This is a genomic window from Serratia sp. HNCC26DJ244, assembly GCF_057180565.1.
The window spans coordinates 1-23,086 of sequence record NZ_JBXUGO010000008.1 but is presented as its reverse complement, the minus strand read 5'-3'; the positions used below and the strand labels follow the sequence as shown (position 1 = coordinate 23,086).

Genomic DNA, 23,086 nt, shown 5'->3' with positions numbered 1-23,086 from the left:
CCCCTTAAGACTGCAAGACGTCTGCCAGGCGTTCAAGACGACCGCGAACGCTGCCATCAATCACCATATCACCGGCACGGATAATGACACCGGCCAGTACAGACTTGTCAATTTTGCAATTCAGCTTAACTTTGCGTGATAAACGTTTTTCCATCGCAGCGGCAATCTTGGCCTGCTGTTCATCGTTCAGTGCGCTCGCAGAGAGCACGTCGACTTCGACGGTTGATTCCAGTGTGGCACGTAATGCAATAAACTGTTGCAGTACCGCAGGAAGAACCTGTAAACGCCTATTTTCGGCCATTACACGGATAAAGTTCTGGCCATGCTCATCGAACTCGTCACCACAAACCGCTATAAATGTTTTAGATAGCGTATCGGGTGCGATATCACCGGAAAGCAGTTCTGCCATCTGTTCATTACCAGTAACAGCAGCAGCAAACGTCAGCATTTTCTGCCAGCGTTCTATGCTTTGGTTCTCAACGGCAAAGTCAAAAGCTGCTTTGGCGTAGGGGCGAGCTACAGTAATAAATTCAGACATCAGCCCCTCCCTCCTTACAGTTCAGCGACCAGTTTATCAACGATGTCGCTGTTAGCAGCTTCATCCACGGAACGTTCGATTATTTTCTCGGCGCCTGCAATGGCCAACATCGCCACCTGCTTACGCAACTCTTCACGAGCGCGCTTACGTTCGGCATCGATCTCAGCCTGGGCCTGCGCCACGATTTTGTTGCGTTCCAGCTCGGCTTCCGCTTTGGCGTCGTCCACGATCTGAGCTTTGCGTTTGTTTGCCTGCTCAATGATTTTCTGGGCTTCCGCTTTGGCAGTTTTCAACTGCTCGGTCGCATGGGCTTGCGCTAAGTCCAAATCTTTTTTGCCACGCTCTGCAGAAGCGAGGCCATCAGCAATTTCTTTCTGACGCTTCTCGATGGCAGCCATAATTGGCGGCCATACATACTTCATGCAGAACCAGACAAACAGGATGAACGCGATAGCCTGGCCGAGGATTGTAGCATTAAGATTCACAGCACAATGCCTCTATAAAAGTTTAAAATGTGGTTTCTTCGCAGCGAGTGAACTCTGCTTACGCAACAGCAAACATTACGTATAGACCCAGACCCACAGCAATCATCGGGATGGCGTCAACCAAGCCCATAACGATAAAGAACTGTGTACGCAGTAAAGGGATCAAGTCAGGCTGACGTGCAGCACCTTCCAAGAATTTACCCCCCAGGATGCCGATACCGATCGCAGCACCGATTGCCGCTAAACCCATCATCACAGCGGCAGCCATGTACAGCAGATCCATATTCAGGTTTTCCATGACAGTCTCCAGTTTATTTCAGTTTATAAAAGTGCAAGTGTTTTAAGAAAATCAGTGCTCTTCAGACGCCATCGACAGATAGACAATCGTCAGAACCATGAAAATAAAGGCTTGAAGCGTAATGATCAGAATGTGGAAGATTGCCCAAGGCAAGCTCAGAACCCACTGTGACCACCACGGCAACAGACCAGCAATAAGGATGAAGATCAACTCACCCGCATACATGTTGCCAAACAGTCGCAACCCGAGAGAAACAGGCTTGGACAGCAGGCTGACACCTTCAAGGATCAGGTTGATAGGTATAAACACCGGATGGTTGAATGGCTGCATGGTCAACTCTTTAGCGAATCCACCAATACCTTTCATTTTGATGCTATAGAACAGAATCAGGATAAATACGGCCAGTGCCATCGATAAGGTGATATTGACATCTGCCGTAGGCACAACACGCAGTGCAGGAAGGCCTGCCATTGTCGCAATGTGCGGCAGAAAATCGACCGGAAGCAGATCCATCAGGTTCATCAAAAATACCCAGATAAATACTGTCAACGCTAACGGTGCAATCACCTTGCTCTTACCGTGGTACATATCCTTGACGTTGTTATCGACAAAACCGACGATCATCTCAACCGCAGTTTGCAACTTACCCGGGACACCACTGGTAGCATGTTTAGCCACTTTGCGGAAAATCGCCAAGAAAACAACCCCGAGGACAACAGAGAAAAACATCGAGTCGACATTAATCGACCAAAAACCCGTCCCGACCTGAAGATGCGTCAGGTGGTGACCGATATACTCCTGTGGAGTTAAGACTTCTGCAGACATGATGCCTCTACCCTTTGTATAGTTAATTTCGGTAACTGTTAATCACGGCAGGTGCCACTATCTGCACCACCAACACCGCTAAATAGGTCAGGGCTAACGGCATAAATGCCACTTTGAACACCCCAAGTGCCACAATCAACAAAATGATGGTGATCACGACCTTCAACCCCTCACCAATAGCAAACGACCAAGCAACCCGACCAGGTGCTGGTGTCTGCACCTGATGGCGCAAGGCAAACAGCATAAACATAGCATTGGGTAACCAGGCAGCAAGGCCGCCGGCCAATGCTGAAACACCCCATTCCAGGCTTTTCAACCCGAAACCCATGCTGATCAGAACAAAAGTCATTAACTGCAGAAACAGCAATTTGCGTGCTACTCTTCCATTGTAAAGGAACACAGACATGACGTTTGTTCTCTCCGTACCCCGAAAGGGTAAACTGAGTGGCATATTCCTGTAAAACCCGCTTCATTGCCGTCTAGTTGCAACTTGCATGAACATGGGTAATGAAACAGCCTTCAATGCTATGAGTCAAGTAGCAAAAACCGTGCAAATTATACGGGCCACTCCAACGAATTCAATCAATAAGTAGCAAAAAGGTGAACAATTATTTAAATTTTCCCCTTTGAGACACATTTCAATAGAAACCGCCCTTTGCTCTATCACACTTACTGGCCTAGTTACTAGGCTATTGCATCAGTAAATGTGCTGTCTATCACAGTAAATTTTAGCGCTAATTTATAATCCAATTTAACGCCCATTGTCTTTAGCTAATCGAGCTATAAAAAAGATTACAAATCAAAGTATTGTAAGTAAACTTTTTAAAAACAATCGTAATACCATGCAAAAACATTTTACTGACATTTATACCCAGGTTAATTAAAGTTGCTGCTCACTGTTTACCATTTGAGTAACAATGGGGTCAGACAAATAACATAAACACGTCGTTAAAGGTGTGACCAGATAGGTTTATCAAAAACCGCATACTATCTGACAGCACTTACCTTCAAAAAATTACAACTTATTGAAATTTAATAATATCAGTTCTCAAATCCACGAAATTATCATAGACACTGTCGACAGATAAGCTCTTCACATCATTATCCATTGACTCCAGAACCCGTGATGGTACTTGCCAAGGGCCCCAAAATGAGGAGTCATGACCTGCAAACAACGCAACGACCGGTTTACCTACCCCCACAGCGATATGTAATGCGCCGCCATCACTGGTGACAATTTGATCACATAAAGCCATACCTGCCATCAATTCACGAAGGTTGTTGGTTCTGTAAGGGATCAAATCTATGTCACGGCAGCCCTCTACCACTAAATCTGCTTTTTCATCATCACCAGGATGAGTCGGATTATTACTCGAACCAGGGGACCAAAAAAGCATGATTTTACAGGGTTCACGCTCGGCTAATCGGTGAGCAAGTTCAATAAAATGGTTAACTGACCATCTCTGATTGATTTTTCTAGAACTGATCTGCAGACCATATAGCGGTATCTTGTCATTTTTAGATACTTTTTCTTCCGCTTTTTTTATCTCATCTGCTGTTAGATACAGTTCTGCTTTCCCTGGGGTTTGATAACAACCGAGCGGTTTTGCCAAGAGCGATAACTCTTCTACGATATGATGACTTGTCCCTTGTACATACGGAATTTTGTCGGTGACAATATCAGGCGCATCGTCACCAATGGTAATAATTCGTTTAGCACCAGAGAGTTTTGCCCACATCACCGCCCGTTTGTTCCACTGCCCAGCAACGATAGCGGCATCATAACCAGCTCGACGGATACGATAGGTGGTCTGCAAACGATGCAGAAAGGCACCCATTTTAGCCTTGAGCGATCGTTCATGGTGCGACTTGGTGTAGTAATAAATATTGGCGACATTAGGATTACCATCGAGTACTGACATGTTATAAGAGTTAACCAACACATCAACTTGGTGATCTTTTGCTAGCATCGAGATAAGCGGGGTGGTCAAAATCAGGTCACCGATATTTTCTCGCCTGATCAGTAATATTTTCATTAATGAATCCCTTTATAAAACAAGCAGCATATCTCTTTTAAACGATGCCAATATTTATTCAATGGTTGATAGTACAACTAAATGGCGTTCCCCCGCCAACTCTGGCACCTGCAGACGGACCACAGACTCCAAAGAAACGCCCGCTGGCAATGGCGCCAGTTCGTTTTCAGGGTAGACTCCCTTCAATGCATAGAAACGCCCTTGGCCTGGTGTTGGCAAGTGGTGACACCAAACCAGCATATCTTGTAATGACGCAAAAGCACGGCTGATTACACCATCAAATGTCGGCTCGGCAATGAACTCCTCCACACGGCTTTGTACTGGTTCGATATTTTTCAGACCCAGTTCATGCTGCACCTGGCGTAAAAAACGGACACGCTTGCCCAAGCTATCAAGCAGAGTGAAATGCGCATCAGGCCGTACAATAGCCAACGGAATACCAGGCAAACCAGGGCCAGTACCTACATCGATAAAGCGTGAACCGGTCAGATGGGAATTAACCACGATGCTATCCATGATATGGCGAACCAGCATTTGTTGTGGATCACGGACTGAAGTGAGATTGTAAGCTTTATTCCACTTGTCGAGCATATCGACATAAGCCAGTAATTGGCTTTTTTGCTGATCGGGAAGCGCAATTCCTGCCGCAGAAAGCAATGAATCCAGTTTTTTTTGCACCACTAATGTCCTCTGACAGATGCAGAACAGCAGACCAATCAGGAACTGCCTCTTAAGACAATCAATAATAATTCAGACATGCTGAGATGTCAGTGGCCGTTTCTCAGTTGAAAGGAAACGACCACATCACAGCATTAAGCACTATGCCGTAACAACCCCTGTTTTTTTAACCAGATCAATAAAATAGAGATCGCCGCCGGTGTAATACCTGAAATACGAGAAGCCTGACCGATCGAGTTAGGCTTATGATCATTAAGTTTGGCAATCACCTCATTCGATAAACCTGAAACCTGGCGATAATCAAGATCCAGCGGCAATACGGTATTCTCATGACGCTGGTGTTTTTCGATCTCATCTTGTTGACGGGCAATATATCCTTCGTATTTAACCTGAATTTCTACTTGTTCGGCAGCTTGTAAATCAGTGAGTGCCGGAGCGAAAACAGCCACGGAGGTTAATAGGCGATAATCCACCTCTGGGCGACGCAAAAGCTCTTCGCCGTTAGTTTCTCGCGATAATGGCGATTTCAACAGAACATTAACCAATTCCACATGCTCTGAATGCGGATGGACCAGGATATTACGCAAGCGCTGACGTTCTTGCTCAATGCGCTCCAACTTCTCACAGTAACGCTGCCAACGTACATCATCAACCAATCCCAATTCACGGCCTTTTTCTGTCAGGCGCAAATCGGCGTTATCTTCACGTAGCATCAGACGATATTCAGCTCGTGAGGTAAACATACGGTATGGTTCTTTGGTGCCTAATGTACTGAGATCATCCACCAGCACACCAAGATAAGCCTGATCGCGGCGTGGTGACCACCCTTCCTGTTCCGTAGCATGGCGTGCAGCATTCAAGCCAGCCAACAAACCTTGTGCGGCAGCTTCTTCATAACCGGTGGTCCCATTTATCTGGCCAGCAAAGAACAGCCCCTGGATAAATTTGCTTTCCAACGTTGGTTTTAAGTCTCGAGGATCAAAGAAGTCATATTCAATAGCATAACCAGGGCGAACAATACGGGCATTCTGCATTCCTTTCATTGAACGAACAATTTGCATCTGTACGTCAAAAGGCAGACTGGTAGAAATACCGTTGGGATAAATTTCGTTACTGGTTAAACCTTCGGGTTCAAGGAAGATCTGGTGAGCATTACGATCAGCAAAGCGCATGACTTTGTCTTCGATCGATGGGCAATAACGTGGCCCGATCCCTTCAATGATCCCGGCATACATTGGACTACGATCAAGGTTGCTACGGATCACTTCATGCGTTTTTTCATTGGTATAGGTGATATAGCAAGGTAGCTGTTGAGGATGTTGATTAGCATTCCCCAAAAAAGAGAACACCGGGAGTGGGGTATCCCCAAACTGTGGTTCTAACAGATTAAAATCAATTGTTCGCGCATCAATACGGGGTGGTGTGCCCGTTTTTAGACGGTTGACACGCAACGGCAGCTCACGCAGACGTCGTGATAAAGAGATCGATGGCGGATCTCCTGCTCGGCCACCACTGTAGTTTTCCAACCCGATATGGATCTTGCCATCAAGGAAGGTTCCCACCGTCAGGACGACCGCTTTGGCGCGGAATTTTAATCCCATCTGGGTAACCGCACCAACAACACGATCATTTTCGACAATCAAGTCTTCAACCGCTTGTTGAAAGACCATCAAATTAGGTTGGTTTTCTAACGCGGTGCGAATTGCTTGGCGATACAGCACACGATCTGCCTGAGCGCGGGTGGCTCTGACAGCGGGTCCTTTACTGGCGTTTAGTATTCTAAACTGGATCCCAGCCTGATCGATCGCCGTCGCCATTAAGCCGCCAAGTGCATCAATTTCTTTAACCAGATGCCCTTTACCAATACCACCAATCGCCGGGTTACAGGACATTTGTCCAAGCGTATCGATATTGTGAGTCAGTAATAACGTTTGACGCCCCATACGTGCAGCAGCCATGGCTGCTTCAGTGCCAGCATGGCCACCACCGATAATAATGACGTCAAATTGCTCTGGATAAAACATGGAACAGCACCTCAAAAGAACTGGCGAACAATCATTGTTTGTCCTGGGGGAGGGATTCTACTCAAGTTTAGACGATCGACCAAGTGGTCAGGATCGACGGGTAATAAAAAGAAGATCTTTTTATTTAAAGATCTCTTTATTAGATCTCTTATTAGGATCACGATCTTCTGTGTATAACTCAACATTCTCTATTTATATCATTAAATTAAAGAGGATCATTTACTGTGAATGATCGGTGATCCTGGTCAGTATAAGCTGGGATCTAAAAGGCATGTTATACACAGGCCTAACTGAGTATCTAAGTTATTATAGGGATAACTACGGGTTTTCCCCTGCTTTAAAGCCTAGTTATACACAATCGTTCGCTTGTTATTTAATCAATTAGAGCAAAATAATCCAATCACTGAGCCATTTTTCGGCGGGATCTTCGGGGATCTCATGTTGGGTGACGTCGATCTCAAGACGTGAACCGATCCTTTTTGCGCCATTTTCTTGCAGAAGCTCATCAAGCTGTTTGATCGCCCCGCAGAAAGTATCGTACTCAGAACTACCTAACCCCACGGCGCCAAACTTCACCAAAGATAAATCCGGTTGTTGTTGTTTAATCTGTTCCACCAGGGATTGCAGGTTTTCTGGTAAATCGCCGGCTCCATGAGTAGAAGATATCACCAACCATAAGCCAGATAACGTCAGTTCATCCAATTCCGGACCATGCAATATTTCGGTTGAGAAACCGGCTGCTTCGAGCTGTTCGGCTAAGTGTTCTGCAACATATTCTGCACTGCCAAGCGTACTGCCACTGATTAGAGTAATGTCTGCCATGAATGATCCTAACCTTGCTGAAGAGGAGCTATTGTACGCTGTGAATTAGTTGGGATCTAGCAGTGGATAATATGTGTATGTTTTAGCATTTATCCAAGCTGTAGGCGGGTTGGACGCAACTTGGATAAATGTGGATAGAATCAGTACTAAGGTGTGATGGTACGCATAATGGGATTCTGCAGCGAGATCAGGGTTTCTGTTGACTGGATCTCGTCGATAGTCTGGATCTTATTGATAAGGACCTGCTGCAATGCGTCTATCGAACGACACATAACCTTGATGAATACACTATAGTGGCCAGTGGTATAGTAGGCTTCAACCACCTCTTCCAGATTTTCCAGTTTTTTTAGGGCTGAAGGGTAATCCTTGGCACTCTTTAAGATAATGCCGATAAAGCAGCAGACATCATAACCCAGTTGTTTAGGATCGATATCAACTCGGGTACCGGTAATGATCCCCGCCTGTTTCATTTTCTCAACCCGTACATGAATGGTGCCCGGGCTAACACTAAAGTTTTTTGCCAGTTCAGCATAAGGTGTTCTGGCATTTTCCATTAAGGCGTTCAGAATGCCGCGATCGAGATTATCGATCTGATAAATTTCTGCCATTAAAACCCTCTTTAATTGATGATTATTGAATTATTACGGGTTAAAAATGAACGATTAAAAAGAAAAAGGCAATATTTATTGATGGATATTGAATTCAAGTATCATTCTGTTGCTTAATCGTTGGCAACTAAACAGGTTATTAAAGAGATACCGTAATGAAAAAGCAGTATATTCAAAAACAGCAACAGATCAGCTTTGTGAAATCCTTCTTTTCCAACCAACTGGAACAACAGCTTGGTTTGATTGAAGTTCAGGCTCCAATCCTCAGTCGACTCGGTGATGGCACTCAAGACAACCTTTCCGGTAGTGAGAAAGCGGTTCAAGTAAAGGTGAAAAGCTTGCCTGCATCTACGTTTGAAGTAGTGCATTCATTGGCTAAATGGAAACGTAAAACACTGGGTAGTTACGATTTCAGTGCTGGTGAGGGTCTGTATACCCATATGAAAGCGCTGCGTCCGGACGAAGATCGTCTGACCCCGATTCATTCAGTGTATGTGGATCAATGGGACTGGGAACGCGTCATGGGTGATGGTGAGCGTGACCTGGCTTATCTGAAAAAGACGGTTAAGCAGATCTATGCTGCAATAAAGGATACGGAACTCGCGGTTAGCCAGAAATATGGTTTAGTACCGTTCCTGCCAGAGCAGATCCACTTTGTTCACAGCGAAACCCTACTGCAACGTTACCCAGAACTGGATGCCAAAGGCCGTGAGCGTGCTATTGCCAAAGAATTGGGCGCGGTATTCCTGATTGGTATTGGTGGTAAGCTTTCTCATGGTAAATCCCATGATGTACGAGCACCGGATTATGATGACTGGACCACGGCAGATAGTGAAAATGGTGCTGGGTTGAATGGTGATATTTTGGTGTGGAACCCAGTATTGCAAGACGCATTTGAGCTTTCGTCGATGGGGATCCGGGTTGATGCTGAAGCACTGCAACGTCAACTGACCTTGACTGACGATTTGGATCGTCTGAAGTTGGAATGGCACCAATCATTATTGCGTGGCGAAATGCCACAGACCATTGGTGGTGGTATTGGGCAATCTCGTCTGGTGATGCTGTTACTGCAATTGCCACATATTGGTCAGGTGCAGTGCGGTGTATGGGCGCCAGAAGTGCGTGAAACTGTAGAAGGGTTGTTATAAGTATCAGCGCCGCCAACGGCGCATTAAACGGTTTTTTAATCCGGTATCAAAGCGCCAGATATGATCGAAAATGCGCATGATGCCGGGTTTGCCATAAGCAGACATCGCGACTGCATGGAAACGTTGCTGGTGGTTCTGTTGCTGTAATTTTACTTTCTTGATCACTTCATCGGGCAGACGTTGAGCTATAAAGTCTGAAATGATCACGGCATCGGCATCAAACCAGCTACTTTCTGTCATCTTGGTGATAGTTGCGTTTAGGCAAGCGGCTAAATCAGTCCCACCGCGAAAATGCTGCCCCAAAAAACGGATGGCTTGTTCAATGCCGCTATCAGCGGTCAGTTCATAGTGAACTATCTGGTTGGCAAATAACATAATGTAGCAACGGCGGTTATCAGCCAGAGCGATGCGCAGTAGTGCCAGACAAAACGCTTTGGCGCATTGTTCGTTAAAGCCACCCATTGAACCAGATGTATCGACACAGACAATAAAGGGTCCGCGAGGTTGGTTTTCCTGTTGCTGGTGGGTAACGGGGCGTATAACAGTTTGTTCCTGCCAAGCATCCCCTTGTAGACGATAGCTCAATAACCGTTTTTCCAGTAGCCGGCGATAAAACTCGAACTCCAGCTCTTCAATACCCAGCGTGGCTAATTCTGGCGGTAACAGCCGTAGGATATCGTCACTTTGATGTATGCCGCACACCTCTTCGGGTTGAATGGTTGGCACCTGTACCATAATGCGGAATGTTTCGGGTTGTGCGTCTTGGTGTAATACCGCTTTGGCTTCATAACTGCGCCCTAATTGCTGGGCCAATTGCTGCAATTCCGGTTGTTTTTGTAGAAAGTCGCCATACTCTACCAGCCGCTGATAGTCCCCGTGTTGTAATTGACCTTTACTCATATCCCATAATTTGCCCGCCGCAGTATCATTTTCCGCCAGTACCGGTTCCAGCGAGCCGCTTAATGCCAGCCGTTCCTGCAGTTCGGCCATCAATTGCTCACGTTCTTGATCCAGTAACTGATGATGCAAGAGGGTTGCTTGTAATGTCAGGCTGATACGCCAACGTTGCAAGAACAGCGTTTGAAAGCTGTCATTAAGTGGGTGATTGGCTAGGTCAGCGGTATCCACCATGCTTTGTGCTTGTTGGTAAAATGGGGAAGCGATCTGCTGTAACAAGCTAAGTGTATCGTTGAGGTTGTGTAGAAATTGGTTTGGGTTTTCTAATTGGCACTGTTGGTAGAGGTAAAATTCTTGAGCCAGTGCAGGGGGAACCATCGCCTGACGAACTCGTTCTTTGAGTTGTAATTTCCAACGGGGTAGATCGCGGTTTAATGCACGGCGTATTGCTGGGAATTTATTAAAAAATACCACTAATGTCGGTGTTGTCAGCATATCAACGATTAATTCTTCGATTAACTCCTCTTCAGCGATCGACAACAACAGGTCGAGGGTTTCAAAGCTGAGCATACTGATTAGCCGCGCATTTGCTGATACAGCGGTTTAATTTGTTCAGCAACCTGCAACAGACTCGCTTCTATTTTGGCTAAACCTGCAGAAGGCGTGAAAAGGCAAGGTTGATGTTGACTGAATAACCGCCGCTGTTCTGCCAAACGTTGATTTAGCGATTCAGTATCATCGAGCAGTTCTTGCGGAGTTCCGCCGGTTGGTTTACCTGGTAGAGTTAACAAGGCCGGTTGACGGCTGATATCCAATACCGTCAGATGTTGCTGATCGTTTATTTCCAAATCAATCTGCTGGGCAAAACCGATACCATTGAGCTTAGCGCGCACAATTCCCCCTTTTTGTAGCCAATTTTCTAACATGCTGCACTCTATAGTCAGGTGATTTACCTGGATATCATGCAGTTGTAGGGGCTTTTGCAACAGGAGTGTCAAGGTACCGCTGCTGAGGGGAGATTCCAGCGTATATTGTGGCTTGCGACTGAACATGTTGTTTTTTTTCACCAGGTTGATTGCCTGATGATGACTTTGTTGTTGCTGATATTGCATCCAGCGGGTGTGGATTTGCTGTAATTGGATCAGTAAGGTTTGTTGTTGATAAGCCTGTTCTGTCATTAATTGGTCAATCTGTTGTTGTAACAATTTTAATGAGGTTAGATCGTGCCATAGGCAATCTTTTAATAATATTAAGTCCAGTGGAACAATGGTTTCACGCCCACTGAAAAATGCGCAGGCCTGCAGTAATCGTAGGGATTTTTTCCATCGACGGTCAGAAATATAAGGGGCCTGATCTAATGATTCCAACCGCTGGCGCAAGATGAAGATCAGTTCAAAACAGTTATCTGGCAGTTTGATTTTATCGATCATCGGTTGCCATTGCAGAAATTCTTCATCACTGATGCTCAGTGCTTCTGGAACAGGGTTTTCGCTCTCATTTTGCCGGTTAAGCAACAGAGAACGGAAGTTCTGTTTATCTTTAACCTTGTCTAGCCATAAGCGGATTAGCATACGGTCATACAGTGCTTCAAGGCTATTATCAGTTTCCGGCAATTCATTGGAAGCGGTTACCAGCAAGCGCAGTGGAATAGGCTCTTCACTATTACCATTACGGAAACGGCGTTCATTGATCGCTGTCAGCAGAGTATTAAGAATGGCTGGGCCCGCTTTCCAGATTTCATCGAGAAAGACGATTTCTGCTTCGGGCAGATAGCCGGTTGTTAAACGCAGGTAGCGGCCTTCGTCTTTCAAAGCCTGAATCGAAAGAGGTCCAAACACCTCTTCTGGCGTGGAAAAACGGGTCATCAGATATTCAAATGAGCGGGCTTGGCGAAAAGCAAACTTTAGTCGGCGTGCGATCAAACTTTTGGCAATACCGGGTGGGCCGAGCAGGAATACACTTTCACCGCATAGTGCCGCTAACAAGCACAGTCTGATAGCTTCTTGCCGTTCATAAAGACCGCTCTCCAGCGCGTTGCTGAGGCGGTAAATTCTTTCTGCCAGAAGTGGGGATGCCATAAAATAGTTCACTTTGTCATAGGGTTAGGTTCTTGTATATCCACTATTCATGCTATTTGCAGAGAGTGGCTACAACTTGAATAAACCTGATTATAATTAGTCTGGTAACTAATATTGATAGATAATGAGAGGATAGACCACTGTTATTTTTATCCCTGTCTATTTTGTAATGAGAACGGATGATAATGGTTCGTATTCAGTCGGTTCGCTATCACACAGTGGTATCCTGATATACGTTATCCACTTGCTTAACACCTGCCCTGATGTACTGCTTTGTTTTTAATTGGCAGAAAAAACTGATCACCTATAACACTTTTATGCGCATAAAAGTGTGGGTTTGGTTATAGTGTCTGTTATTGAATCACCTTGTAAGCAGGAAATAACGATGCAGCGAAGCTTACTCAACTCATTGATGGCATGGAAAAAATAACCCTTGCGTAAGCCCTTGTTGATTGATGGTGCGCGCCAAACGGGCAAGACATTTCTGCTACAAGAACTGTTTGGTAAAACCTTTGCCAATACCCTGCACATAGACTTTCTGGAAAATCCAGCTTACAAAGAAGCATTTGAGGGCTCGCTTTCGCCAGATGAGTTGTTGATGAATATTGAACTTATCACCAACCAATCGTTTAACCCGGAAACCGACTTGCTGGTTTTGGATGAGATTGGTGAGTGCGAGCGTGCGGTTACCTCGCTTAAATATTTTGCAGAAAAAACCCCGACGTACTTTGTTGCGGCAAGCGGCTCCAACATCGGTTTGCTTAACGCCTTTCCTGTTGGCAAGGTCGAGCAATACAATTTACGCCCACTTACCTTCCAAGAATTTATTTATGCCTCAAAAGAATCGGCGTTGATCAAGGCATTCGATACGCAAGCTAGTACTCCCGCAGCGCATAGCAAATTGATGGATAAGCTGACGGATTACTTTTTTACTGGTGGCATGCCGGAAGCGGTTGTCGCGTGGTACCAATTCAAAGAGTTGGGCATTTTAGAGCGCGTTGCAAAGGTCGCTAAAATTCATGCTGATTTAGTCGCAGGCTACCAACGTGATTTTGCTAAATACGCCGGTAAGGTTGATGCAACATTGATTGAGTCAGTGTTCAATAGCATACCCGCGCAGCTTTCCCTGGTTTTAGATGAGTCGGTTAAACGCTTTAAGTTTAAAAACGTCCATAACCGTAAATATCGCTATAGCGATTTTGAAACCGCTATCCACTGGTTAAGATGCTGCCGTTTGGCGCTGGCTAACTACCCCATTGAAGGTACGCCCAAAGCCCCACTTGCTGCCTACAAAAAAGAAAATAAGGTTAAATTATTTCTGTTTGATGTGGGCTTGCTTAACCATATGTTGGGCAGCAGTTATAAAGAAATTAAACAGCAACACTATGAGTACAAAGGTTATATAGCTGAAAATTTTGTACAACAAGAGCTTGCTGCCATTGGCGTTGACCCTAGCTATTCGTGGAATGATGCTCGCGCAGAAATCGAATTCATTATCTCAAATGATGAGGGCAATATTGTCCCAATAGAAGTAAAAAGCGGCAAAAGGACACGCGCTAAATCGCTGGCCTCCTATATAGAAAAGTGCGCACCAAGAAAAACATTTAAATTAACTGGTACGCAAGGTTCTTCACCATTAGAGCAAACCAACATGGTGATGCCTTTGTATTATATCCAGTATTTACCTTCAAAGTGGTAACTGCTCCATCAAGGTAGGAGCCCACAGGGTTATTCATATTTTGTTTATTTTTATCATCAGTGATAAGCATAGGTATGCAGGTTAAATGATGCATACAGTGTGTCCCTAGTGTTTGCGGATTTTTACGTAACGTGAAACAACTGGGGTATTTTTTGGTAGGGATAGTTGGTTGAGCTAGCAAAAAAATTATGAATACTGAACACAAGCAGCCGTTATCGGCAGTCACTCTGGCAGCAATTGGGGTGGTTTATGGTGATATAGGGACCAGCCCGCTCTATACCTTAAGAGAGTGTTTTTCTGGGCACTATGGTTTTGAGGTCCGTCCTGATGTGGTATTCGGGTTTCTATCTCTTATTTTTTGGATGTTGATTGTTATCGTTTCTTTGAAGTACCTCACTTACGTTATGCGTGCAGATAATGCGGGTGAAGGGGGTATTCTGACCTTGATGTCGTTGGCCGGGCGCAATACATCGGCACGTACCACGTCATTATTGGTTATTCTGGGTTTGGTTGGTGGCAGCTTCTTTTATGGCGAGGTGGTAATTACCCCGGCGATATCGGTTATGTCGGCAATTGAAGGGTTGGGAATCGCAGCACCTTCACTCGAACCCTATATCGTTCCTTTGTCCATTCTGGTTTTGACTCTATTATTTGCTATCCAAAAGCATGGTACCGGCAGCGTCGGCAAACTTTTTGCGCCAGTAATGTTGCTGTGGTTCATCGCGTTGGCGTTACTCGGTGTGCGCAGTATTATTGCTAATCCTGAAGTGTTGCAGGCCCTCAACCCTAAGTGGGCATTCAACTTCTTTGTTGAATATAAGACAGTCTCCTTTTTTGCCATGGGAGCGGTGGTTCTTGCAATTACCGGAGTGGAAGCCTTGTATGCCGATATGGGCCACTTTGGTAAATTTCCAATCCGTTTGGCTTGGTTTGCGGTGGTGTTACCTTCATTGGTACTCAATTATTTCGGTCAAGGGGCCTTGCTGCTGAAATCACCCGAGGCCATCAAAAATCCGTTCTTCTTGCTTGCTCCTGACTGGGCCCTGATTCCTTTGCTGATTCTTGCCACATTGGCTACAGTTATCGCTTCTCAGGCGGTCATTTCCGGCGTGTTTTCATTGACTCGTCAGGCGGTACGTCTGGGGTATTTGTCGCCGATGCGTATTATTCATACCTCGGAGATGGAGTCTGGCCAGATTTATATCCCGGTGATTAACTGGACACTCTATCTTGCTGTCATCTTGGTGATTGTCGGTTTTGAACACTCCAGTAATCTGGCAGCGGCTTACGGTATCGCTGTTACTGGCACCATGGTGTTGACCAGTATTCTTATTACTTGCGTTGCGATTAAAAATTGGCATTGGAACCGCTATTTTGTACTGAGTATTTTACTGATATTGCTGATTATAGATGTTCCTATGTTCTTAGCCAATGCGATGAAACTCTTTTCCGGCGGTTGGCTGCCACTGGTGATGGCATTGATGATGTTCATTATCATGACAACTTGGAAAAGTGAACGTTTTCGCTTGTTGCGTCAGATGCACGAACACGGTAACTCTCTTGAAGCAATGATAGCTTCATTGGAGAAATCTCCCCCGGTTCGCGTTCCTGGAACGGCGGTGTTTATGTCGCGTGCGATTAATGTCATTCCATTTGCGTTACTACATAACTTAAAGCACAACAAAGTATTACATGAACGTGTTGTCCTGCTTACCTTGCGTACCGAAGATGCCCCCTATGTGTCTAATGTCCAACGGGTGACAATTGAACAGTTATCGCCGACTTTCTGGCGTGTTGTCGCTCGCTATGGTTGGCGTGAAAGACCTAATGTTGAGGATATTTTTCACCGTTGCGGATTGGAAGGGTTACCTTGCCGAATGATGGAAACATCGTTTTTTATGTCCCATGAGTCACTGATACTGAGTAAACGCCCCTGGTATTTGCTACTGAGGGGGAAATTGTTTATTGCATTAAGCCGTAACGCGCTGAGGGCTGCTGATCAGTTTGAGATCCCACCTAATCGAGTTCTAGAACTGGGTACCCAAGTGGAAATATAACAATCTGAATTTATTAATTAAATAAAATTTTGTCATCGAATCATTCAAGTTACAGAGGTAGGTAAACGGTAGTTTGAATGAAATTAACCAGGTAAGCGAAACGTTTCGATGGCGATCACATTTTTTCGATTATTGAGTTGTCTTTCTCAGAAATTTTTCTAAACTCTATGGTGAGCGAAACGTTTCGCTGTTGGAGTTAATCTAAAAAATGAAAAAAGGCGTACTACTGAATTGTGATGTTTCTGCGGTTGTATCTCGCCTCGGACATACTGATCAGATCACGATTTGCGATGCAGGATTGCCGATTCCGGCGACAACGCAGCGTATTGACTTGGCTCTGACTCAAGGGGTGCCGACATTCTTACAGGTTGTCGGCGTGGTCACGCAGGAAATGCAGGTAGAAAGCGCTATTCTGGCGGAAGAGATTGTTAAAAATAATCCGTCGCTCCATGAAATGTTACTGGCTCAACTAAAACAAATTGGCCAACTCCAGGGAAACACCATCAGTGTAAGCTATATCAGCCATAGTGCTTTTAAAGTGCAAACTGAACATAGCCGGGCGGTGATACGCAGTGGAGAATGTTCGCCTTATGCGAATGTGATCCTCTGCGCCGGCGTAACATTCTGAGGCATTTATGCAACCTTTACTGGAACTTAAAGGGATTGATAAAGCCTTTCCCGGCGTGAAAGCACTTTCTGGCGCTGCCCTCAGCGTTTACCCAGGTAGGGTAATGGCGTTGGTGGGGGAAAACGGTGCCGGAAAGTCAACCATGATGAAAGTGCTTACTGGTATTTACAGCAAAGATGCTGGCAGTCAGTACTATCTTGGTAAAGAAGTGACCTTCAATGGGCCGAAGGATTCGCAGGAGGCGGGCATCGGCATCATTCATCAGGAACTGAACCTGATCCCACAGCTAACCATTGCTGAAAATATCTTTTTGGGGCGTGAGTTTGTCAATCGGTTTGGCCGCATTGACTGGAAACGTATGTATGCCGAAGCGGACAAACTGCTGGCACGCCTCAACCTGCGTTATAGCAGCCACCGTCTGGTCGGGGAACTGTCGATTGGTGATCAGCAAATGGTGGAAATCGCCAAAGTGTTGAGCTTTGAATCTAAAGTTATCATCATGGATGAACCTACCGATGCGCTGACCGACACTGAAACTGCCTCTCTGTTCAATGTGATCAATGAGCTGAAAGCCGAAGGGTGTGGCATTGTTTATATTTCCCATCGGTTGAAAGAGATCTTTGAAATCTGCGACGATGTGACCATTTTCCGTGATGGGCAGTTTATTGCTGAACAGCCGGTTGTTCAATTGCAGGAAGATACGCTGATTGAAATGATGGTTGGGCGCAAATTGGAAGAGCAATATCCACGCCTGAACTTGCCTCGAGGTGAAAAACGTCTGCAAGTTAGCCATGTTTCCGGCCCGGGTGTTAATGATGTCAGCTTTACTCTGTATAGCGGTGAGATTTTGGGTGTTGCTGGCTTGATGGGTGCTGGCCGTACCGAGTTAATGAAAATCCTATATGGCGCTGCACCGCGCAAAAGTGGCACAGTGAATCTGGATGGTCATGATGTGATCACCCACTCTCCCCAAGATGGTCTGGCAAACGGCATCGTCTATATTTCTGAAGACCGTAAGCGTGATGGCCTGGTACTGGGGATGTCAGTAAAGGAAAATATGTCGCTTACTGCCCTGCGTTATTTCAGCCGTGCTGGTGGTAGCTTGAAGCATTCAGATGAACAAGTCGCCGTGAGTGATTTTATCCGTTTGTTCAATATAAAAACCCCTTCAATGGAACAGCCTATTGGGTTACTTTCCGGCGGAAATCAGCAAAAGGTGGCGATAGCTCGCGGTTTGATGACTCGGCCAAAAGTGTTGATCCTTGATGAACCTACTCGTGGTGTCGATGTCGGGGCGAAGAAAGAGATTTATCAGTTAATTAATCAGTTTAAGCAGGAAGGGTTGAGCATCATTCTGGTCTCTTCGGAAATGCCTGAAGTACTGGGAATGAGTGATCGCATTTTGGTTATGCATGAAGGTCATCTCACCGGAGAGTTCCCAATTGAACAGGCTACCCAGGAAGTGCTGATGGCTGCCGCTGTCGGCAAGCAATACGGCGTAAAGCAGGAGTAATCAGATATGAGTTCACAGACTGTCGCGGCTAAGCGCTGGTTTAGTAAAGAGTGGCTGTTGGAGCAAAAATCACTGATAGCGCTGCTGGTGCTGATTGCCGTGGTTTCTTCAATGAGCCCGAATTTTTTCACTGTCAATAACCTGTTCAATATCCTACAGCAGACATCAGTGAATGCCATTATGGCGGTCGGGATGACGTTGGTGATCCTCACTTCTGGTATTGATCTCTCAGTAGGCTCATTACTGGCGCTGACCGGTGCGATAGCTGCCTCTATGGTAGGGCTTGAAATCAATGCCGTCGCTGCGGTTGCTGCTGCGCTGGCATTAGGTGCTCTTGTAGGCGCCGGTACCGGGTTTATTGTAGCCAAAGGTAAAGTTCAGGCATTTATTGCAACCTTGGTGATGATGCTGTTACTCCGTGGTGTCACCATGGTGTACACCAATGGCAGCCCGATCAACACCGGTTTTACTGATGTTGCTGATGCCTTTGGCTGGTTTGGTATTGGCCGTCCGTTGGGGGTACCTACGCCAATTTGGATCATGGCTATCGTGTTTATTGCTGCATGGTATATGCTGCACCATACCCGCCTGGGCCGTTATATCTATGCTTTGGGGGGCAATGAAGCCGCAACTCGTCTTTCCGGCATTAATATCGATAGAGTGAAAATCATCGTTTACTCACTGTGCGGGTTGTTAGCTGCCCTGGCGGGAGTGATAGAAGTAGCACGCTTATCCTCGGCACAACCCACGGCAGGTACCGGTTATGAACTGGATGCCATTGCTGCGGTCGTTTTGGGGGGAACCAGCCTGGCGGGTGGTAAAGGGCGGATCGTTGGTACACTGATCGGGGCGCTGATCCTTGGCTTCTTGAGCAATGGTTTGAATTTGTTGGGTGTTTCTTCTTACTACCAAATGATCGTCAAGGCAGTGGTTATTTTGCTGGCGGTTTTGGTAGATGACAAAAGTAGCAAGTAACCTCTCCATTACAGGAATATCGACCATGAAAATGAAAAAACTGGCAACTTTAGTTTCAGCTTTTGCGTTGACTGCAACTTTGAGTGTTAATGCTTTGGCAAAAGATACTATTGCTCTGGTAGTGTCTACCCTTAATAACCCCTTCTTTGTTGCCATGAAAGAGGGTGCACAAAAAGAAGCTGACAAACTGGGCTACAACCTGGTGGTGTTGGATTCTCAGAACAACCCCGCAAAAGAACTGGGAAACGTGCAAGATCTGGTGGTACAGAGCCCAAAACTATTATTGATTAACCCGACAGACTCTGATGCGGTAGGTAATGCCATCAAGATGGCTAATATGAACAAGATCCCGGTTATTACATTGGACCGTATGGCATCTAAAGGTGATGTTGTTAGTCATATCGCCTCTGATAACCGTGCTGGCGGTAAAATGGCAGGTGATTTTATTGCTAAGAAAGTGGGTGCTGATGCCAAAGTTATCCAATTGGAAGGTATCGCAGGGACTTCTGCAGCACGTGAGCGTGGCGAAGGTTTCAAACAAGCACTGGAGCAACACAAATTTAAGTTGCTGGCTAGCCAACCTGCAGACTTTGATCGCACTAAAGGCCTGAACGTTATGCAAAACCTGCTAACAGCTCATCCAGATGTGCAGGCTGTATTTGCTCAAAACGATGAGATGGCGCTGGGTGCATTACGTGCATTGCAAACTGCCGGTAAAACGGATGTTGTGGTAGTGGGTTTTGATGGTACTGATGATGGGGTGAAAGCGGTAGAGGGCGGTAAAATGGCTGCAACCGTGGCGCAACGTCCAGAGCAGATTGGTGCAATGGGTGTTGAAACTGCCAATAAAGTACTGAAAGGCGAGAAGGTTCCAGCCACTATTCCGGTTGACTTGAAACTGATCACTAAATAAGTCATCTCTGCGCCATCAATGTGGTTATCACGATGGCGCGTAATTTTCTGGAATCAATGCGATGCAAACTGGCAAGTTGGTGGTGTTAGGCAGTATCAACGCCGACCATATCCTCAATGTAAAACAATTTCCTTTGCCGGGCGAAACGGTGATAGGCAAGCAGTATAAAGTTGCTTTTGGTGGCAAAGGCGCTAATCAGGCGGTCGCTGCTGGGCGTAGTGGGGCTGATATTGTCTTTATTGCCTGTGTTGGCGCCGATGATATTGGTGAACGTATTCGCCAACAACTGGTTACTGATCGCATTGATACCCAACCAATAGAAGCTATTCCTGGTAACACCACTGGTGTCGCCCTGATTTTTGTCAATGAAGACGGTGAGAATGTTATTGGGATTGATGCGGGAGCCAATGCTGCCGTGACCCCTGATTACCTCCGTCGCTATCAACAAAAAGTGATTGATGCTGATGCGCTATTGATGCAGCTTGAGTCACCACTTGAAACGGTGATAGCCGCAGCCAAACTGGCAAAACAGCACCAGACTCAGGTTATTCTTAACCCCGCGCCTGCCTGTGAATTACCTGATGATTTGCTGGCGATGGTCGATATGATCACCCCAAATGAAACAGAAGCACAGCGACTCACGGGTATTGCCATCAATAATGATGACGATGCCGCTCGAGCCGCCAAAGTATTACATGATAAAGGCATTAGCCGTGTGATTATTACCCTTGGTAGCCGAGGTGTGTGGTTAAGTGAACAGGGTGATGGTGGCAAACTGGTTCCCGGTTTTAAGGTTAAAGCAGTGGACACCATAGCGGCTGGTGATACGTTCAATGGTGCATTGGTTACCGCTTTACTTGAAGGTAAAGCAATCAGTGAGGCGGTGCGATTTGCCCATGCGGCAGCAGCGATAGCGGTTACTCGCCCAGGCGCTCAACCCTCAGTACCATGGCGAGAAGAGATAGACACCTTCCTGCAGCACCAGGGGTAAATTTTGGCTACCATGAAAGATGTCGCCCGCTTGGCGGGTGTTTCAACCTCGACAGTGTCACATGTGATTAATAATAATCGCTTTGTCAGTGATAGTGTGCGCGCCAAAGTCATGGTGGCGATAGAACAACTTAATTATGCTCCCTCCGCTTTGGCCCGCAGCCTGAAACTTAACACCACACATACTATTGGTATGTTGGTGACATCCAGTAATAACCCTTTCTATGCCGAAGTAGTCCGTGGTGTTGAACGAAGCTGTTACGAACGTGGTTATAGCTTGATCTTGTGTAATACCGAAGAAGACCTGGAGCGAATGAACCACAGTATTGAAACACTGCTGCAAAAGCGTGTTGATGGTTTGTTGGTTATGTGTACTGAGAATCATCGAACTTCACAAGATGCGTTTAGCCGTTACCCCTCTTTACCTATCGTGATGATGGATTGGTCCCCATTCGATGGAGCCAACGATATTATTAAGGATAACTCGTTATTGGGGGGCGAAATGGCAACCGATCATCTGATTGCCAGGGGCTATCGCCAAATAGCGTGTATTGCTGGGCCGCAGGATAAAATGACCGCGGGCCATCGTTTGGAAGGTTATCGCCGTGCCATGCAACGTGCTGGGCTCGAAATTCTGCCAGGTTATGAAGTACATTGCGATTTTGAGTTTGCTGGTGGAGTAAATGCCATGAAACAACTCTTGGCACTGGATAATCCGCCACATGCGGTATTTGCAGGGAATGATGCCATTGCTGTGGGGGTTTATCAGGCACTATATCAGGCGGGGCTTGTGGTACCGAGGGATATGGCAGTCATTGGATATGACGATATTGAGCTGGCACAGTATCTGGTTCCCCCACTAAGCACTATTCATCAACCGAAAGACTCCTTGGGAGAACTGGCGATCGACGCATTAATCAATCGATTGCAGGATCCTGAGCGTGATGCTCAACTTCTGGTGCTGACACCTGAATTGATGCAACGAGCTTCCGTTGGTCAGCGTTAACTCAACAGATGTCAAACTAAGTGACCAGCCAACCCCTTGCAAGATTCAATATCGTCGCCATCAAGGGTTATCCCCATCTTCATTTAAGTGTTGTCTTGTAACAATATCTGACAGGCAGTCAATGCCGAGATACTGTCACCCGCTATGATGGCATCAACAATGGCTTGATGTTGTTGTAGCTTGATGACTTCATTGCCGGTAATCGCTTGAAAATAGTTTCGATAAACCGAGCTGAAAAGGTTGGCAAATGAAATCAGAAACGGATTATCGCTGGCTTGGTATATAAGCTGATGGTAGCGGGTATCGATATCAATCCAGTGGTCACGGTCAAAATTAATGTGCAGTGCTTTCATTTCTGCCATCAAGAGAGTTAATTGCGTTTTCTGATGTGACGTCGCTTGAGTTGCGGCCAGTGAGCATGCTTGGGGTTCCAGAGAAGCCCGCAGGATAAGAAAATGCTGCATAATCTGGTCGAAGTTCTCCTTTGTCATCCACCAGGTCAATAAATCTTGATCGAGAAAATTCCATTGGTTTTGTGGCATGACGCGAGTACCAATACGTGGACGTGGCAACAGCATCCCTTTGGCTGCCAGTATTTTTACCGCTTCACGTACTGCGGTGCGACTAACTCCAAATTTTTCTCCCAACTCCATCTCGCCAGGAAGAATAGAGCCAGCCTGATATTCACCAGCCAGAATTTTTCGGCCAAGCTTTTCCGCAAGCAAATAGGAAAGATTACGCTGTGCGGCCTGTTGTTGAATATTAAATTGCATGACAACTATTTCCTTTGACTGCATCGTTATCCGTCAGTTTACGTCAGAGCGAGCCTGGTTTATGGCTATTTTCCGAATAAAAAGAGATAAAAAGA

The 23,086-nt window shown here is 45.9% G+C and carries 22 protein-coding genes; 9 read left to right on the top strand and 13 right to left on the bottom strand.

Annotated elements, in window-relative coordinates:
• Window positions 1-4 precede the first annotated feature (4 nt).
• The 10 genes from atpH to asnC all read right to left on the bottom strand — a co-directional run bounded on the left by atpH (window position 5) and on the right by asnC (window position 8,314).
• A complete protein-coding gene (atpH, locus tag AC2A06_RS08590) occupies window positions 5-538 on the bottom strand; it encodes a F0F1 ATP synthase subunit delta (protein WP_023488957.1) in 534 nt (177 codons plus the stop codon).
• Between the two features lie 14 nt (window positions 539-552).
• Complete coding sequence (gene atpF, locus AC2A06_RS08585) at window positions 553-1,023, bottom strand: F0F1 ATP synthase subunit B (RefSeq protein WP_023488956.1); 471 nt, start codon at window positions 1,021-1,023, stop codon at window positions 553-555.
• Between the two features lie 58 nt (window positions 1,024-1,081).
• Window positions 1,082-1,321 carry a F0F1 ATP synthase subunit C gene (gene atpE, locus AC2A06_RS08580; RefSeq protein WP_000429386.1) on the bottom strand — a complete coding sequence of 80 codons (240 nt, stop codon included), beginning with the start codon at window positions 1,319-1,321 and terminating at the stop codon, window positions 1,082-1,084.
• A gap of 51 nt (window positions 1,322-1,372) precedes the next feature.
• Window positions 1,373-2,146, bottom strand: coding sequence for a F0F1 ATP synthase subunit A (gene atpB / locus AC2A06_RS08575; RefSeq protein WP_116731585.1), 774 nt, complete (start codon window positions 2,144-2,146; stop codon window positions 1,373-1,375).
• A 22-nt stretch (window positions 2,147-2,168) separates the two neighbouring features.
• Complete coding sequence (atpI, locus tag AC2A06_RS08570; RefSeq protein ID WP_037384896.1) at window positions 2,169-2,552, bottom strand: F0F1 ATP synthase subunit I; 384 nt, start codon at window positions 2,550-2,552, stop codon at window positions 2,169-2,171.
• A 616-nt stretch (window positions 2,553-3,168) separates the two neighbouring features.
• Entirely contained in the window at window positions 3,169-4,182 is a 1,014-nt protein-coding gene (locus AC2A06_RS08565; protein WP_484380009.1) for a glycosyltransferase family 9 protein, read from the bottom strand.
• A 54-nt stretch (window positions 4,183-4,236) separates the two neighbouring features.
• On the bottom strand, window positions 4,237-4,860 hold the full coding sequence (gene rsmG / locus AC2A06_RS08560; protein WP_484380008.1) for a 16S rRNA (guanine(527)-N(7))-methyltransferase RsmG: 624 nt from the start codon (window positions 4,858-4,860) through the stop codon (window positions 4,237-4,239).
• Window positions 4,861-4,994: 134 nt separating this feature from the next.
• Window positions 4,995-6,884, bottom strand: coding sequence for a tRNA uridine-5-carboxymethylaminomethyl(34) synthesis enzyme MnmG (mnmG, locus tag AC2A06_RS08555; protein ID WP_473196468.1), 1,890 nt, complete (start codon window positions 6,882-6,884; stop codon window positions 4,995-4,997).
• A 381-nt stretch (window positions 6,885-7,265) separates the two neighbouring features.
• The gene (mioC, locus tag AC2A06_RS08550; RefSeq protein ID WP_037384903.1) at window positions 7,266-7,706 is read right to left on the bottom strand and encodes an FMN-binding protein MioC; all 441 of its coding nucleotides are present in this window, start codon (window positions 7,704-7,706) and stop codon (window positions 7,266-7,268) included.
• 146 nt (window positions 7,707-7,852) lie between these two features.
• On the bottom strand, window positions 7,853-8,314 hold the full coding sequence (gene asnC, locus AC2A06_RS08545; protein ID WP_037384906.1) for a transcriptional regulator AsnC: 462 nt from the start codon (window positions 8,312-8,314) through the stop codon (window positions 7,853-7,855).
• A gap of 155 nt (window positions 8,315-8,469) precedes the next feature.
• On the opposite strand from asnC, the gene asnA reads away from it, so the two are divergent.
• Window positions 8,470-9,462: an aspartate--ammonia ligase gene (gene asnA, locus AC2A06_RS08540; protein WP_037384909.1), complete on the top strand. Its 993-nt coding sequence runs from the start codon at window positions 8,470-8,472 to the stop codon at window positions 9,460-9,462.
• Window positions 9,463-9,465: 3 nt separating this feature from the next.
• Here asnA and viaA read toward each other — a convergent pair whose 3' ends face one another.
• Together viaA and ravA are read right to left on the bottom strand one after the other, a co-directional pair.
• Complete coding sequence (viaA, locus tag AC2A06_RS08535) at window positions 9,466-10,929, bottom strand: ATPase RavA stimulator ViaA (RefSeq protein WP_484380007.1); 1,464 nt, start codon at window positions 10,927-10,929, stop codon at window positions 9,466-9,468.
• A 5-nt stretch (window positions 10,930-10,934) separates the two neighbouring features.
• Window positions 10,935-12,437, bottom strand: a complete 1,503-nt coding sequence (gene ravA / locus AC2A06_RS08530) for an ATPase RavA (protein ID WP_484380006.1) — start codon at window positions 12,435-12,437, stop codon at window positions 10,935-10,937.
• Window positions 12,438-12,870: 433 nt separating this feature from the next.
• Between ravA and AC2A06_RS08525 the strand changes: the two genes are divergently transcribed.
• The 8 genes from AC2A06_RS08525 (at window position 12,871) to rbsR (ending at window position 22,218) form a co-directional block, all read left to right on the top strand.
• Complete coding sequence (locus AC2A06_RS08525) at window positions 12,871-14,136, top strand: ATP-binding protein (protein WP_484380005.1); 1,266 nt, start codon at window positions 12,871-12,873, stop codon at window positions 14,134-14,136.
• Between the two features lie 188 nt (window positions 14,137-14,324).
• Window positions 14,325-16,193, top strand: a complete 1,869-nt coding sequence (gene kup, locus AC2A06_RS08520) for a low affinity potassium transporter Kup (protein ID WP_484380004.1) — start codon at window positions 14,325-14,327, stop codon at window positions 16,191-16,193.
• A gap of 208 nt (window positions 16,194-16,401) precedes the next feature.
• Window positions 16,402-16,821 carry a D-ribose pyranase gene (rbsD, locus tag AC2A06_RS08515; protein ID WP_023490699.1) on the top strand — a complete coding sequence of 140 codons (420 nt, stop codon included), beginning with the start codon at window positions 16,402-16,404 and terminating at the stop codon, window positions 16,819-16,821.
• 7 nt (window positions 16,822-16,828) lie between these two features.
• The gene (gene rbsA / locus AC2A06_RS08510) at window positions 16,829-18,334 is read left to right on the top strand and encodes a ribose ABC transporter ATP-binding protein RbsA (protein WP_023490700.1); all 1,506 of its coding nucleotides are present in this window, start codon (window positions 16,829-16,831) and stop codon (window positions 18,332-18,334) included.
• A 6-nt stretch (window positions 18,335-18,340) separates the two neighbouring features.
• Window positions 18,341-19,309 (top strand): ribose ABC transporter permease, encoded by a 969-nt coding sequence (rbsC, locus tag AC2A06_RS08505; protein WP_023490701.1) that lies wholly within the window; start codon window positions 18,341-18,343, stop codon window positions 19,307-19,309.
• 25 nt (window positions 19,310-19,334) lie between these two features.
• Entirely contained in the window at window positions 19,335-20,222 is an 888-nt protein-coding gene (gene rbsB / locus AC2A06_RS08500; protein ID WP_037384913.1) for a ribose ABC transporter substrate-binding protein RbsB, read from the top strand.
• A 61-nt stretch (window positions 20,223-20,283) separates the two neighbouring features.
• Window positions 20,284-21,213 (top strand): ribokinase, encoded by a 930-nt coding sequence (gene rbsK, locus AC2A06_RS08495; RefSeq protein ID WP_484380003.1) that lies wholly within the window; start codon window positions 20,284-20,286, stop codon window positions 21,211-21,213.
• 3 nt (window positions 21,214-21,216) lie between these two features.
• Entirely contained in the window at window positions 21,217-22,218 is a 1,002-nt protein-coding gene (gene rbsR, locus AC2A06_RS08490; protein ID WP_484380002.1) for a ribose operon transcriptional repressor RbsR, read from the top strand.
• Window positions 22,219-22,301: 83 nt separating this feature from the next.
• Here the strand turns inward: rbsR and AC2A06_RS08485 are convergent, their stop codons facing one another.
• The gene (locus tag AC2A06_RS08485; RefSeq protein WP_484380001.1) at window positions 22,302-22,991 is read right to left on the bottom strand and encodes a FadR/GntR family transcriptional regulator; all 690 of its coding nucleotides are present in this window, start codon (window positions 22,989-22,991) and stop codon (window positions 22,302-22,304) included.
• Between the last annotated feature and the right edge of the window lie 95 nt (window positions 22,992-23,086).